We start from the raw sequence: 13,882 nt of genomic DNA on the forward strand, positions 1-13,882 counted from the left end.
TCGCACCTGACCTATTCACCCTATGACTGAATCTCCGGCTTCTATTTATCCCGATCAACTCGTCGCCTCTCCTGCGGCTCGCGATCTTTTGGCTAAAGAGCGCCCCCGAATTACCCCCGTTCGCATTGGCTACTTAGTTTTAGCGATCGCAATATTGATTTACGCAGGCCGACTTAGCGACCTGAGCTTTGTTGAGCTATTTCAGGGTAGCGGCACAATGGCGGAGTACGTGACCCGATATTTTCCGCCTAACTTCTCTAACTGGCGGTCTTACCTGCAAGATACCCTCGAAACCGTGGCGATGGGTATTTGGGGCACGCTGCTGTCGGCCATTCTGGCGGTTCCCCTGTCAATTTTGGCCTCAAGCAACATTTGTCCCGCCTGGATTGTCTTTCCGGTGCGACGGCTTCTAGATACGATGCGAGCGATTAATGAGGTTGTTTTTGCGCTCATCTTCGTGGTTGCTGTGGGCTTAGGCCCTTTTGCCGGAGTATTAGCGCTATTTGTTCATACCGCTGGCATCTTGGCAAAGCTGTTTTCAGAGGCGATCGAAGCGATCGAAGTTGGGCCTGTAGAAGGCATCCGCGCCACGGGGGCAAGCAAGGTGCAAGAAATTGTCTTTGGTGTCATTCCCCAAGTGGTGCCCCTGTGGACTTCGTTCACGCTTTACCGCTTTGAATCGAATGTGCGTTCAGCGGCAGTATTGGGAATTGTTGGCGCTGGCGGAATTGGGGTTTCCCTTTACCAAAGCTTCCGCGCCTTTGAATATCAAGATGTTTGCGCCATTATGATTATTCTGATCGTAACGGTTGGTTTGATTGATACAGTTTCAGCTAGGTTAAGGCAGCACTTAGTTTAATGGGCTGTAAGTCCGGTTGAAAGCTGGTCAGGGCTGGGCAGAATTTTAGGCGGGCATCCTGGCGGAGTCAATTATTTAGCACATTAAGCCTGGGATGATCGTGACCATGCACCCTATCAAAGTCTTACCTGACGTCATGCTCCAGGCCAACGGCCCGATCGCTGAGAAGTTTTTACAGCAAGGGCTAAAGACATTTCACGAGGCTTGCCGCTGGACAAAAAAATTGCCCTACGCCGCCAACTCCAACAGCGAAAATTCTCTGATTTTGTTTGAGGAAGGCTACGGCAGCTGCACCGCTAAACACGGGGCGATCGCTCGCCTGGCTCAAGAACACAGCCTGCCGGTTCACAAAAATCTGGGGTTCTACCGTCTCGACGATGAGATTGTCACAGGGGTCAATGCGCTGCTACAACCCTATGGTCTAGACTTTATTCCTCAAATTCACTGTTTTTTGGTCTACGAAGACTGTTGGGTAGACCTGACCGAAGGTAACTGTAATGGGAAGAACAAAACCATCGAAGACTACGACTTTGTGCTTCAGGTCGCCCCTGACCTCTCTCAGGCCCAGCATCAAGCCTACTATCTAGAGTTTTTGCGGCGCTATGGAGCTTTCTCGCCCCGGTTAGCGGCATTGAATGACACTACGGTAATGGATCTGCTGGCGGCCTGCGATCGCCAACTCAAGCATCAGTGCTCCATTATGGCTGATGCCCTCAGTCTCGGCCAACCGGCTTAGAACCTATTCGAGAACAGATGGCCTATGGAAACAGCAGCTATAGCTTGAAAGAGAACTAACTTGCAACCATCCCAAAATCAAAGAAAATCTCTGAAAGCCTTGCGGTTAGGGGTTTTCACCATTTAAGCGGGTGGGGGGAATCGAACCCCCATCATTAGCTTGGAAGGCTAAGGTTTTACCACTAAACTACACCCGCAAATCAGTTTTTATTTTACCACAACGGGCCTAGGAGCTGAGTTACTTGGGGGCCGCTCAAATATTGAGCCAGCTTAAACCCCCACACCTTTTGATGGATACGATACCAGATGCCCTGAACTAAATATTTATAATGAGGAGCCAGCACTATCTGTCACGAGGGGAAAGATTTGCCCTCTGTAGATTGCTAGGCCAGGTGTTGAGCGGTGTGTGGATGGTTTGCTGCTGTTGTCTAGAGGGTTAGAGTTTGCCTGTGCCTGTATCTGCATCGACAGCTTATCTATTGGTGTCCCATGGTAGTCGCGACCCCCGACCCGGCCAGGGCATGGAGCGGTTAGCCAGTTTCGTGCGATCGCACGAAACTGGCTGGAGAGGGCACAACCCCAGCCCTCCCGACGGTTCAGATATTCGTTTGGAGACTGTTGAACGGTCGGTCACGGGGCGATCGGCGGCTAGCCAGGCGGCATCATTTCTGCGGCGTGCTCCAGCGTTAGACTGGCTGCGCCCTAGCATGACTGACCCCATCCGGGAAGAAGGCGGCATTTTTCGTAGCCGAGTATCTCAGCCTGAGACGGTGAATGGCCCGCTGGTGGGCACCGCCTGCCTTGAAGTTGGGGCTGTGCCGCTGCACCGGCAAATTGTCGCCTTTAGCCGACGGGCCCAGGCCGCAGGGGTGCATCGAGTGCGGGTAATTCCCTTGTTTTTGCTGGCTGGCGTCCATGTGATGGAAGACATTCCGGCGGAGATCGAGCTGGCTCGCCAAGCGCTGCCGGGTCTAAACCTGGAGGTTTGCCCGCACCTGGGCAGCCATCCCGGTCTTATCGGTCTCTTGCGCCACAAGCTGCGCACCACCGCCACCGAAGCGCTGATTGTGCTAAGCCACGGCAGCCGCCGCTCTGGGGGCAATGCTCCGATTTACGCCCTGGCTCAGGGGCTGGGGGGCATTGCTGCCTTTTGGGTTGTGGCTCCCAGCTTAGACACCCAGGTGATTCACCACATGCAAAGTGGGGTGCAGCGGGTGGCGATTTTGCCCTATTTCTTATTTGCGGGCAGCACCACCGATGCTATTACCCACCACACTGAGGATCTGGCCGAGCGCTTCCCGCAGATGGGCTTTCACCTACTGCCGCCGTTGGGGCCTTCGCCTGAGCTGGCCCGTCTGGTGATTGATCTCGCCCTCGATCGCATACCAACCAAGCCCCCGCAGGCGCTGGTGCCAATGCAGCGAGTGGCCTTTCGCCACGCAATTCACCCGTCGTCGCTGGTGTCCTAGCAGGAGATTCTCTCACTTGGGTCAGCAACGGTCTACCCTAAGGGGGATGGCAAATTTATAAGCCTCGTTTGTTGTTTGGATTTGATCACGCCTATGGTGTCGGCAGCTTCTCAGCCTACAGTCCAGCCCCAGGGAGGGCAAACCTACGGCATGGTTTACCTGGTCGGTGCGGGGCCGGGTGATCCGGGCCTGTTTACGCTGCGGGGCAAGGGGCTGCTAGAGTGCGCCGATGTGGTCATCCACGACGCCTTAGTGAGCGCGCCCATTTTGGCCATGATTAACCCCCAGGCCACGGTGATCAACGCGGGCAAGCGGCGCGGTCGCCATTCTCTAGGGCAAGAGGAAATCAATCAGCTGATCATTGATCAAGCCAGGGCTCACGCTGTGGTAGTGCGTCTCAAAGGCGGTGACCCCTTTGTATTTGGGCGTGGCGGCGAAGAAATGGCGGCCCTAGTGGCAGCCGGCATTGCGGTAGAAGTGGTGCCGGGCATCACGGCTGGAGTTGCGGTACCGGCCTATGCGGGCATTCCGGTCACCCACCGGAGCCAGAGTTCGTCGGTGACCTTTGTGACCGGCCATGAGTCGGCGGGCAAGTATCGACCGAGGGTGAACTGGCGCGCCCTGGCCCAGGGGTCTGAAACCATTGTGGTGTATATGGGCATTCACAACCTGGGGACGATTACCGCCGAGCTGCTGGCTGCCGACCTCAGCGCCGACACCCCCGTGGCGCTAATTCGCTGGGGCACCTACCCGCAGCAAGAAACGCTGATTGGCACGCTGACCACCATCGTGGCCCAGGTGGCAGAGACGGGGTTTGAAGCTCCGGCGATCGCCGTGATCGGCTCGGTGGTGAACTGGCATGGGGTCTTTGGCCACTGTCGCCCCACCGGCACCCTTTGGCCCTAACCCTACAGCAGGGAATCTAGAGGGCACCCCAGATCGATACACTTGCGGTAAGTGCTAACGTTTTCCGCGAGGTAATTGCTATGGCCGGGGTGCCCACGCCAGGTCTAGACCTGATCAAAACCTTTGAGGGCTTGAGTCTACAAGCTTATCCAGACCCCAAGACCGGGAATTTGCCCATCACCATTGGCTGGGGTTCGACCCGTAATAAGAATGGTCAGCCCTTTAAGCTGGGCGATCGCATCACCCGAGAAGAGGCCGACGAGTTGCTGATGATGCAGGTCGCCAACACCTACCTGCCGCCCCAGCAGCGCATTCCCGCTTGGTCAACGATGAATGACAACCAGCAGGGGGCAATTCTCAGCTTTGCTTATAACCTGGGCGCCTACTTTTTCGGGGCCAACGGTTTTGAAACCATTTCGCGGGTGCTGCGCAACCAGGAGTGGCGCAACCTAGAGGCGGCTCTCATTCTCTACCGCAACCCCGGCACCAATGTGGAAGAAGGGCTGCTGCGCCGCCGCCTGTCGGAGGCCAATGTGTTTTTGGCGGGCACGCCAGGGGTAGCCCTCAGCACCGCCGGGCAGCGGTATTTGGCCGGTGGCCGCACCCCCAGCGGCAACCGCTATCTGAGCCAAGAGGCCCAGACCTATCTGGCCAACCGGCCTACGGTGTCGGGCGGTGGCGGCGGTGCACCCGCTGCCCCAGGGCCACGGCTGCTGTCGCTTACCAACCCCTACACCAACGGGCAGGATGTGCAGCAGGTGCAGCAGGCGCTGGTGCGCTGGGGGGCGAATGTGGTGGCCGATGGCTACTTTGGCCCGGCGACGGCGATCGCCGTCGAGCAGTTTCAGCGATCGCAGGGTCTCCCCGCCGATGGCGTCGTTGGCCCCCAGACCTGGGCAAGGCTGCAACAGTCACCCCCCGCCCCACCCCCGGCCCAAAACCGGCTGCTGCGGCTCGCCAACCCGCTCACCTCAGGTAGCGACGTGCTGATGCTGCAACAGGCCCTCAGCCGTCAGGGCATCGCCGTCACCGCCGACGGCATCTTTGGCCCCGGCACCGATCGCGCCGTACGCCAATTTCAGGCCAGCCGCGGACTAACCGCCGATGGCGTTGTCGGCCCTGAAACCTGGACAAGGCTACAACAGCAGACCACCACCCCGCCTACCCCGACCTCGCCCTCCTTTATCCGAGTGCTGCGGTTGGCCAACCCCTATACCCGAGGCGACGATGTGCGGGCCGTGCAGCAGGCGATCGCCCGCGCCGGATTTTCGGTAGTGGCCGACGGCGTGTTTGGCCCCGGCACCGATCGCGCCGTGCGCCAGTATCAGGCCAGCCGAGGACTAGCCGCCGATGGCGTTGTCGGTTCCCGCACCCGCGCCAGCCTAGGCGTCTAACAATCAAAACCGCTATGTTCGCCTAGACGCTTTCCAGATCACCCGATCTTCGTCCCCCAGCACCCCAAAGCTGGGGGAAACGAAATGAATCGTTTTGCCTTTTAGTCACGCGATTGTGACCCCTAAAAATTGTTTTTCCAACCCTAAAATGTTTGTAGTGATGGCCACTGTGCTGAGAATACGAATCGCTAGCCACTGACAACAACGGGTAGAGTCTCAGGGGAGAAGCAACAGGTAACTAAACGCTACAGCAGATCGCCTTTCAATCGCCTTCTCCAGTAGGCCAGCAGCGCCTGGCTTGTGTGGATTCTGAACAATTCGGCGCGTTGCGGAACATAAGTTGACCTTTCGGCTTCTAAGCTAGGGGGTTCAACCCATGGTGCAGCCTCTGCCAATGGACTGCGTTGGGTTTTGACTACAATTTGACGGCCATTCGGGCAAAAGGGCGGCGATCGCCTACAATCGATCTGCTAATTTGCCTATTTGTTCTGTAGGACTTGAGAGTGGCGGAATTTATGTACAGCAGCTACCAATACAAGAAGAAGAAGTCGCGTCGCCGTTTGCGGTTGGCGCTGTTTCTTCTGCTGCTAATTGGCGTTCCTGTTGGCATTGAGCTGCTGACGCGACTGGTGGCCCACGCCACGGGCACCAGCGATCGCTTCACCGCCAATCCGGCCTCTGATGTCATCGATGCCTACCACCTACGGTTTGTCAGTCGGGATGGGCAGCCCTACGCCGGACTGCCCAACAACGGCAAGTTGAGCGCGCTGCGCGATCCCCTGCTGGGCTATCGGCTGGCGGGCAATCAGCAGAGCAATTTTTGGCAGATCAACGACAGCGGCTTTCGAGACGACGAAGCCGTGCCCAGCACCAAGGCAGCGGGCGAGATCAGAATTTTTGTCCTCGGCGGTTCGACAGCCTTTGGCCAGCTCAGCTCCAATAACCAAACCACCTTTGCCAGCAAGCTAGAGACCCGGCTCAACGATCAAGTTGCCCAGCAGCGGGCTAACCCCGAGCAGTTTCAGCCTAGCTCGCTGCCCTTTCGGGCCGACCAGGTGCAAAGGGCCCTGGCGCTGCCGCCGCGCATTCGCGATGGGCAATATCGAGTGGTAAATGCAGCCGTACCCGGCTACGCATCGGGCAATGCGCTGGCCATGCTGACCCAGCGGGTTGCAGCCTACAACCCAGACTTTGTGGTGGTGATCGGGGGCTACGCCGACCTGATGTTGCCTAGCGCTGACCGGGGCAGCGATGTGCCAGGGCTAGAGCAATATTTGACTGGAGAAAGCCAGTCGTTAGGCGCTCAGCTCAGCGAGCAGACGCGGGCCTGGTTTGACCAGCTCTACGTAGTGCAGGGCATTAAACGCTACGGGCTGCAACAGCAGCAGGCAGAGCCGCGCCTGGCAGAACCGCTCAATCTCTACTCACCCACTCTGGATGCTACCCTCAGCGATCGCCTGCCCGCTGATCAGGCCGAACTCGAACAGCGCATCGATCGCTACGGTCGTCACATGCGGCAGATGGTGAGCTGGGCCGCCGCCAATCAAAAGCGCCTCATTATCGCCATTGAGCCAGAAATCTCCAGCCGTAAGCCAGAGTCTCTGACTTCTGAAGAATCGGCAATTTTAGCCGAGCTAGACGATGCCTACCTAGAACAAATGCGCACTGGGTTTGCTGGCTTAGCCGCCGTTGCCAACCAGGCCAAAACACAGTCGGCCAATGCTCAGGTATTGAATTTTTATCCGCTCTATGAAGACTTTGCGGGACAGGCATTTCAAAGCCCGGCAAGTCTGACCGATGAAGCCTATACGCTTATATCAGATCGACTCTATGGGGCGATCGCCAACCAAGTAGCCCTTCAACCCGAGCCCTATGGGCTTTGAAATGCAAAGTAGAAAATCAGCCCCATCGGTTGCCTAAACCAACCATGAATTACCCATGCGGGAATGGTAGAACCGGCCCCAATCTTCTTTTTCAAAAAGGTTATAAAAAGTCAATGGCTTCTTCCTATGTAGTGGAATAACTCAGACGACCTGAGTACATCGAGCGATCGCCCTCAGCGGCGACCTATACCCTTAACATTTATGCCGACGACTGTTGCTTGTTTGTTACAGGGCGCTTTTTAGGCGATCGCCCGATGGCAGAATGGTACGCTGCTGTTGGGCAAAGTTACAGCCTTGTTTAGGGCAAGCCACCTTGTAATCAAGCTATCTTGTCTGCACACCATCTAAAACCTTCAGTTTTTTTGATAGCGCATCGTCCTGTTTGATCATCTCTATTGAGAACGGCATAGCAATGGTTTTAGCGAATCAGAGCGACGTCTAACGAGGGGTGCCTACTTTCAAGAACTATTACATCTACCAAACCATGTTGCATAAAAAAACAAACTTTTTGCTCTCAATCGCCCTATCAGCTCTGGGCTTGCCCCTACTACTAACACAGCCCAGCGAAGCTCAACAGCCCGCCATGGGTACTGTTCAAAGCTTAAATGTGGGCGATCGCGCCTGTTATGTCGAAGTGGCAGATAACCAGGGGGAAATTTTTACAGAATTTGCCGACTTTGAGATTTGTGAGCAAGATCTCGTCGGTCAGCAGGTACGATTCACCTATGAAATGGGCGACATTCAGGCGGCTTCGTGCCAGGGCAACCCTGAGTGCGCTGACACAGAAACAGTGATGCTGATTACCCAAGCCCAAGTTATATCAGAACCTCCTAACCCAGCAACACAGCCTGCCCTCAGCCGAGTGCAAGATTTGCCAGACGGCAACTACCGCTACTGGAACGGCACCCCTAGCAGCAGCATTGTCTCCGATGCGGCGCTACTGGCAAACGGCGGCGTCACCTTTACCTTTAGCAAGCGGGGCAGCGCGATTACAGGGGTCTTTGGCTATGTCGATGGGGAAGCCATTTGCGTGCAGGGCCAGGTAAGTGGCAATACGGTATCGGGCTTTGCGGTTCAAAATTTGCAGGGGGCTAGAGTCTCCAGCGATGGAGAAACGTTTCAAAGTTTTGGCCCCAGCGGCAATTTGCAAGTGCGCCGAGGCCGCCAGGTTAGCCCCGATGTGGTGCGCTATGGCAGCGCCCTACTAAACCTCAATGGCCTCAACCGCATTAATGCAGGTAGCCGAATACCGCCTCGGGGCTGCTAGAGACGTCGCTGACTCGCTCGACTGACGCAAATCTCTTGCGCAGATTGCGAGGCGTTGCTGAATTGAGGAATGAACCGGCAAAACCTTTAGCTGCTGCATGGCCCCCTAAATCCCCCAATGCTGGGGGACTTTGAGGCTCTGGCTCCCCCCAGCATTGGGGGGCTGGGGGGGGGAAATCATACTTGCATTAAGTAACGCCCAGATTGCGACGAGGGCTGCCATATGCATTGAGCTTGGGCATTCTAGTCATGCTAGTTATATGGAGGGGTTGCCCAAGTGTCGTTACTTATTGTCTTGCTGGTTGTGGGTGCAGTGGTTGTGGCCGGGTTAACGGTGCTCGCCAGTAGCCAAGGCGCAGCCAAACCATCTATCCCGGCTCGGGCGGCCTCTGACCAAGAGACCAATACAGCCCAGACCTATACCTACAGTCGTCAAAAATCTCTATTTACCAAAGCTGAACTCAGCTTCTATCGAGCATTACAGGAGGCGACGACCGATCGGTATCAAGTCTTGGGCAAAGTGCGCGTGGCCGATGTGCTCAAACCCCAGACCGAAAACCGGAGCGACTGGCAGCGGGCGTTTAACAAAATCTCGGCCAAGCATTTTGACTTTGTGCTGTGCGATCGCGATAGTCTCAAGGTTTTAGCCGCCGTCGAGCTCGACGACAGCAGCCACCAGCGGGTCGATCGCGTCAAACGCGACGACTTTCTCAACCAGGCCGTCAAGAGCGCTGGGCTACCCCTAATTCGCTTTCCGGTGCAGACCACCTACGATCGCGACGCCGTTCAGGACCACATTAGCCAAACGCTAGGACTGCCTCAGACTGAGACCAAGCCAAAGGCCAAACTAGTCGAGCCTAGCGCCAAACCAAAGCCAAAGCCCAAAGCCAAAGTGCCTCCCACCAAACCCTAGGCGACAGCGCCCTCCGCTGCGGCCCGATTCCTCCAGGTGTGCTTTATGCATTTTCTGTTAGGGTTGGCAATGGTGTTGAGATTTCAACATTGGGGTTGAATCCTCACCGATAGTATTGAATCCGCAACGATGAAGCTACTCTGCATTAGCAATGGCCACGGTGAAGACGGCATAGCGGTTCGCATTCTCAAACAGCTACGCCGCATGCCCGGTGCGCCGACCCTGGCTGCGCTACCGATTGTGGGGGAGGGTCGCGCCTATGAAAAAGCGGGTATTGCCATCCAGGGGCCGACCCAAGCCATGCCCTCCGGCGGCTTTATCTATATGGATCGCTACCAACTGTGGCGCGATTTGCAGGGAGGGCTGGTGGGGTTGACCCTGGCTCAGCTCAAAACCGCCCGCCAGTGGGCCAAAAGCGGCGGCAAAATTTTGGCGGTGGGGGATATCGTGCCTCTGGCGATCGCCTGGCAGAGCGGCGGCGACTATTGCTTTGTGGGCACCGCCAAGTCGGAATATTACCTGCGTGACGACACCCAGCGATTGCCGGGTCGCCCCCCGTTAGAAGGCTGGTCAGGCTCAGTTTACGTGCCCTGGGAGCGCTGGCTGATGGCGCATCCCCGCTGCCAGGGTGCCTTTGTGCGCGACCAGCTCACCGCTGATCTGCTGCAAAAGCGGGGGGTGCCCGCCCTCTACCCCGGCAACCCGATGATGGATGATCTCGATACCAGCGCCGACAAGCTGGCCCGGCTCACCGCCAGCTTTGCCCCGGCACCAGCGGTGCTCACCCTGGCACTGCTGCCTGGCTCCCGCGCCCCCGAGGCCTTTGACAACTGGCAGCGGATGGTGAGTGCGATCGCAGCGGTCATGGACACCTTCGGCGATCGCCAGATCCGTCTGCTCGCCGCCCTCGCCCCCGCCCTCAACCTGGCCGCGTTTAAAGATGTCTTACTCGATGCGGGCTGGCAGCCTGTGGCTGGGGAAGCTCTCACGTTTCAGCGAAACAATGGTGTGCTGGTGCTGACCACCAACGCCTTTGCGGAGTGCCTGCACCTGGCCGATGCGGCGATCGCGACCGCTGGCACCGCCACCGAGCAGGCCGTCGGCCTGGGCAAACCCGTCGTCACTTTTCCTGGCACTGGGCCGCAGTTCACCTACGCCTTTGCCGAGTCGCAGTCGAGGCTGCTGGGGCAGTCCATACTTTTGCTTGGCCAGCCCAGTGAGACGGGGGCGGCGCTGCAAGCCTGCCTGGCCGACGGCCCCCGTCTCCAGCGCATTGCCGAGAATGGTCGCCGCCGCATGGGGCAGCCGGGGGCAGCTAGGGCGATCGCCCTAGCCCTGCACCAGCACTATGCCGAGCCGCCCTACTCCGACGCTACGTCTTGGGCCACCTGATTGCGGCTGGGGTCGCCGTAGCGAAACGGCCCTGTCTGCATCACTACCTTCGTTCGCATCTCGGCGGGCGCTTCTGCCACCCCCCAGTGCGCCTGAATCGCCTGCAATAGCTGGTCTTGCTGCACCCTCAGATCAGGGATATCCCAGCCCTTATTGATAATCGCAAACCACACCGGCCCTTTTTCGGCGGTGGGCACCATCCCCGCCAGAGCGCTAACCTCAGCCAGGCTGCCCGTCTTCACCGCTGCTGTGGGGGGAATGCGGCGATCGATGAGGGTGCCCACATCTTCTCCTGAGACGGGCAGTACGTCGGCCACCGAAAAACCCTGGCCGCTCAGCTCCCGCTGAATCGCCACCGTCATGGCCACCGCCGCCCGCGCCGACATCTGGTTATCGACCCCCAAGCCTGACCCGTTGACCAGGCTGAGTTCACCCGGCGGTAATTCTGCTGCCGCTGTCGCTTTGGTCATCACTGGCTCCGGCCCGCCCGCTAAGCTAGCCACCATTTCCGCCATGACGTTGTTGCTGTAAATATTCATCGCCTTGAGCAGCGCCACCAGCGGCAGCGACTGATGCTGCACCACCCACTCCACATCGCTGGTCTCTAGCTCTGTCGCTGGCACCCAGCGGGCCGTACCGACAATGTCTAGGCTGGGCTGGGTTGTGTCCGGCGGCAGGTTGGCGTAGGCCTGGCGCGCCTCCCAGGGCCAGGTTGAGGCCGACATCGCCTGCTGCAAATCCGCCAGAGAATCCGCCTGCTCTTCCTCAAAATTCATGGTGAAGGAGCCGCTCACCAAAATCTCCCCGGTCACCCGCTGAATGCCCAACTCTTGCAGGCGGTTGGCCAGCACAATGCCCTCTTCCCACACAAACAGCGGATCGCCACTGCCCTGAATCACCAGGTCGCCGTCGAGCACGCCATCGGGCTGAAGGGTGCCGCGCATGCCCACCCGAGTCTCGAAGCGGTGGTCGAGGGGCCAGGTTTTAAGGGCAGCCAGGGTGGTCGCCAGCTTAGTCAACGAGGCGGCAGGCATCAACACATCGCCCCGGTGCTCAGCGATCGCGCTCTGACCCACCTGAATCCAAACACCCTGGTCGGGCACTGACCAGCCCTGCCGCTGCAAGCCCGCCACATAGTCGGCCACGATCGCCTCGATTACCGGGTCGCGGGCCAGCTCCGCAATCCACGGCGACTGCCACTCAATTTGCAGCGCGGCGGGGTTGAGCCCAGATAGTTGCAGGGGCTTGGGTTCTCCCAGGCCTAAAAGGATTGAGAACAGGCCCAGGGGCAGGGCCGTTAGCGATAGGGAAGCCACCGATTGCGAATCCTCCACGCGGTGTAGCCCAATCTCGGGCGATACCCGACTAAGATACACCAGATGGTTGGCAGTGGGTGGGGAGATGGGGGTGAGGGGGGAAGGGAGAAGTAGTTCGGGATCTTTTAGGCTGTAGCTGTATTCTCTTTTTGACCGACGCCGATGATTGTCTGCATTGCTGACCTGCTGACCCCAGATGAAGTCGCCCAGATTAAAGCGGGCTTGGCCCAGGCCGCGTTTGTGCCGGGGGAGACGACGGCGGGATGGCACGCCAAGCTAGTTAAACAGAACGAGCAGGCGGCTAAGCAGGCGGCGGTTGAGCCGTTGAAGGCGGTGGTACAGAATGCTCTGGTGCGAAATGCGCTATTTCAAGCGATCGCCTGCCCCCGCATCATCCATTCCCTGCTGTTTAGCCGCTACGGAGTGGGGATGAGCTATGGACGGCACACCGACAATGCCCTGATGGGGGGCGCTAACTTCTATCGCTCAGATGTATCGTTGACGGTGTTTTTAAGCGAACCGGACGACTACGACGGCGGCGAGCTGGTAATTGAGGGGGCCGACAGCGAGCAGCCCTACAAGCTGGCGGCGGGAAGCGCCATTGTTTACCCATCCACTACGCTGCATTGGGTGGAGCCGGTGGTGAGGGGCGATCGCATGGTGGCGGTGGGCTGGGTACAAAGCCTGGTGCGCGATGCTGCTCGCCGCGAAATTCTCTTCGACCTTGAAACCGTGAAGCGTACCCTGTTTGCCCAAACCGGCAAAACCCCAGAGTTTGATCTGCTGACCAAAACCACCGCCAACCTGCTGCGCCAGTGGGCTGAGTAAGGGCACAGATCCTACTACTACATTGACCCCAGCACATACACTGCTGTAGGCCTATTCTTCCAAAGTGGATTTGGTCTCCAGGCCTGGGAGCAAAACTTCTGCTACCTCGGGAAAATGTCGTTTCATGCAGTTGTCACACACCCCGTGGGTGAAGCCGACATCTGAATATTGCTGAATAAATGACTCCACAGTTGACCAATAGCCCTGATCGTTCCGAATGCCTTTGCAATAGGAGCAAATGGGAATTAATCCAGCTATCAGCTCCATTTTTTCCAGTGCCTCAGCTAGTTGCGAAGACACGCGCTGTAGCTCTAACTGCATCACCACCTGGCGCGCCAGAGCTTCTAAAGTTTTGATTTGACAGGCGTCTAAAGTCCTAGGTTTTCTGTCAATCACACACAGCGTTCCTAGTGGCTGATCACCAGGAGAAATCAGAGGAACTCCAGCATAAAATCGAATACCCAGCTCGCCGGTCACTAGCGGATTGTTGGCAAACCGTTCGTCGTCGGCAGCATCATTCACAATCATGATGGCTGGGCTCAAGATGGCGTGGGCGCAGAAGGAAACTCCTCGGCTGGTCTCTTGCGCCGTAAGACCGACCTTAGATTTGAACCACTGCCGCTCTGCGTCAACCAGGCTAATCAGCGCGATCGGCACATCGCAAATGAAGGCGGCAAGCGAGGTGATGTCGTCGTAGGAAAGCTCAGCGGGCGTGTCTAAAACCTTATATTGCCTGAGCGCCTCAAGCCGATCAGCTTCTTGGGTAGGTGTGTTGGCTTGCATCAGATTGCTGCGATGGCCCTAGTCGATTGCATAAATCATTCTAAAAAGCTGGTTCAAGAGCATGTCACTTACGGGCGAAGACTTGACAGTGCTTAACGTGTGTTTTTTAGAAAAACTTGGCGCTACGGATCTACGTGC

Annotated in this window: 12 protein-coding genes and 1 tRNA gene; 10 read left to right on the forward strand and 3 right to left on the reverse strand. The window is 57.6% G+C overall.

Annotated elements, in window-relative coordinates:
• The first annotated feature begins 22 nt into the window (after positions 1 to 22).
• The gene (phnE, locus tag H6G07_RS08755) at positions 23 to 859 is read left to right on the forward strand and encodes a phosphonate ABC transporter, permease protein PhnE (protein WP_073610536.1); all 837 of its coding nucleotides are present in this window, start codon (positions 23 to 25) and stop codon (positions 857 to 859) included.
• A gap of 106 nt (positions 860 to 965) precedes the next feature.
• Complete coding sequence (locus H6G07_RS08760) at positions 966 to 1,595, forward strand: hypothetical protein (RefSeq protein WP_073610558.1); 630 nt, start codon at positions 966 to 968, stop codon at positions 1,593 to 1,595.
• A 125-nt stretch (positions 1,596 to 1,720) separates the two neighbouring features.
• On the opposite strand, the gene H6G07_RS08765 is transcribed toward H6G07_RS08760, so the two are convergent.
• Positions 1,721 to 1,791, reverse strand: a tRNA-Gly gene (locus tag H6G07_RS08765).
• A 252-nt stretch (positions 1,792 to 2,043) separates the two neighbouring features.
• Here H6G07_RS08765 and H6G07_RS08770 point away from each other — a divergent pair.
• The 7 genes from H6G07_RS08770 to H6G07_RS08800 all read left to right on the forward strand — a co-directional run bounded on the left by H6G07_RS08770 (position 2,044) and on the right by H6G07_RS08800 (position 10,817).
• On the forward strand, positions 2,044 to 3,063 hold the full coding sequence (locus H6G07_RS08770; protein WP_139297156.1) for a sirohydrochlorin chelatase: 1,020 nt from the start codon (positions 2,044 to 2,046) through the stop codon (positions 3,061 to 3,063).
• 93 nt (positions 3,064 to 3,156) lie between these two features.
• Positions 3,157 to 3,969, forward strand: a complete 813-nt coding sequence (cobA, locus tag H6G07_RS08775; protein ID WP_073610534.1) for a uroporphyrinogen-III C-methyltransferase — start codon at positions 3,157 to 3,159, stop codon at positions 3,967 to 3,969.
• An 80-nt stretch (positions 3,970 to 4,049) separates the two neighbouring features.
• Entirely contained in the window at positions 4,050 to 5,363 is a 1,314-nt protein-coding gene (locus H6G07_RS08780) for a peptidoglycan-binding protein (protein ID WP_073610533.1), read from the forward strand.
• A 503-nt stretch (positions 5,364 to 5,866) separates the two neighbouring features.
• A complete protein-coding gene (locus tag H6G07_RS08785; protein ID WP_139297155.1) occupies positions 5,867 to 7,246 on the forward strand; it encodes an SGNH/GDSL hydrolase family protein in 1,380 nt (459 codons plus the stop codon).
• A gap of 583 nt (positions 7,247 to 7,829) precedes the next feature.
• Positions 7,830 to 8,513, forward strand: coding sequence for a hypothetical protein (locus H6G07_RS08790; RefSeq protein WP_171973085.1), 684 nt, complete (start codon positions 7,830 to 7,832; stop codon positions 8,511 to 8,513).
• A gap of 276 nt (positions 8,514 to 8,789) precedes the next feature.
• Complete coding sequence (locus H6G07_RS08795; protein WP_084173531.1) at positions 8,790 to 9,425, forward strand: DUF2726 domain-containing protein; 636 nt, start codon at positions 8,790 to 8,792, stop codon at positions 9,423 to 9,425.
• A gap of 129 nt (positions 9,426 to 9,554) precedes the next feature.
• Positions 9,555 to 10,817, forward strand: coding sequence for a lipid-A-disaccharide synthase-related protein (locus H6G07_RS08800; RefSeq protein ID WP_073610529.1), 1,263 nt, complete (start codon positions 9,555 to 9,557; stop codon positions 10,815 to 10,817).
• Here H6G07_RS08800 and H6G07_RS08805 read toward each other — a convergent pair.
• Complete coding sequence (locus H6G07_RS08805; RefSeq protein ID WP_084173529.1) at positions 10,787 to 12,151, reverse strand: D-alanyl-D-alanine carboxypeptidase; 1,365 nt, start codon at positions 12,149 to 12,151, stop codon at positions 10,787 to 10,789. The two genes, H6G07_RS08800 and H6G07_RS08805, sit on opposite strands and share 31 nt — an antisense overlap.
• A 144-nt stretch (positions 12,152 to 12,295) precedes the next feature.
• On the opposite strand from H6G07_RS08805, the gene H6G07_RS08810 reads away from it, so the two are divergent.
• Entirely contained in the window at positions 12,296 to 12,961 is a 666-nt protein-coding gene (locus tag H6G07_RS08810; RefSeq protein ID WP_073610528.1) for a Fe2+-dependent dioxygenase, read from the forward strand.
• Positions 12,962 to 13,012: 51 nt separating this feature from the next.
• Here the strand turns inward: H6G07_RS08810 and H6G07_RS08815 are convergent, their stop codons facing one another.
• Complete coding sequence (locus H6G07_RS08815) at positions 13,013 to 13,744, reverse strand: GAF domain-containing protein (protein WP_073610527.1); 732 nt, start codon at positions 13,742 to 13,744, stop codon at positions 13,013 to 13,015.
• Positions 13,745 to 13,882 lie beyond the last annotated feature (138 nt).

Source organism: Phormidium tenue FACHB-1052 (genome assembly GCF_014696675.1).
Classification (GTDB): Bacteria; Cyanobacteriota; Cyanobacteriia; order Phormidesmidales; family Phormidesmidaceae; genus Nodosilinea; species Nodosilinea tenuis_A.

What these genes read in the sequence shown, in the direction of transcription:
- H6G07_RS08790 (WP_171973085.1), top strand. Translation starts at nt 7,830, where the DNA reads ATGGGTACTGTTCAAAGCTTAAATGTGGGCGATCGCGCCTGTTATGTC.
- H6G07_RS08760 (WP_073610558.1), top strand. Translation starts at nt 966, where the DNA reads ATGCACCCTATCAAAGTCTTACCTGACGTCATGCTCCAGGCCAACGGC.
- H6G07_RS08815 (WP_073610527.1), bottom strand. Translation starts at nt 13,744, where the DNA reads ATGCAAGCCAACACACCTACCCAAGAAGCTGATCGGCTTGAGGCGCTC.
- H6G07_RS08780 (WP_073610533.1), top strand. Translation starts at nt 4,050, where the DNA reads ATGGCCGGGGTGCCCACGCCAGGTCTAGACCTGATCAAAACCTTTGAG.
- phnE (WP_073610536.1), top strand. Translation starts at nt 23, where the DNA reads ATGACTGAATCTCCGGCTTCTATTTATCCCGATCAACTCGTCGCCTCT.
- H6G07_RS08800 (WP_073610529.1), top strand. Translation starts at nt 9,555, where the DNA reads ATGAAGCTACTCTGCATTAGCAATGGCCACGGTGAAGACGGCATAGCG.
- cobA (WP_073610534.1), top strand. Translation starts at nt 3,157, where the DNA reads ATGGTGTCGGCAGCTTCTCAGCCTACAGTCCAGCCCCAGGGAGGGCAA.
- H6G07_RS08810 (WP_073610528.1), top strand. Translation starts at nt 12,296, where the DNA reads ATGATTGTCTGCATTGCTGACCTGCTGACCCCAGATGAAGTCGCCCAG.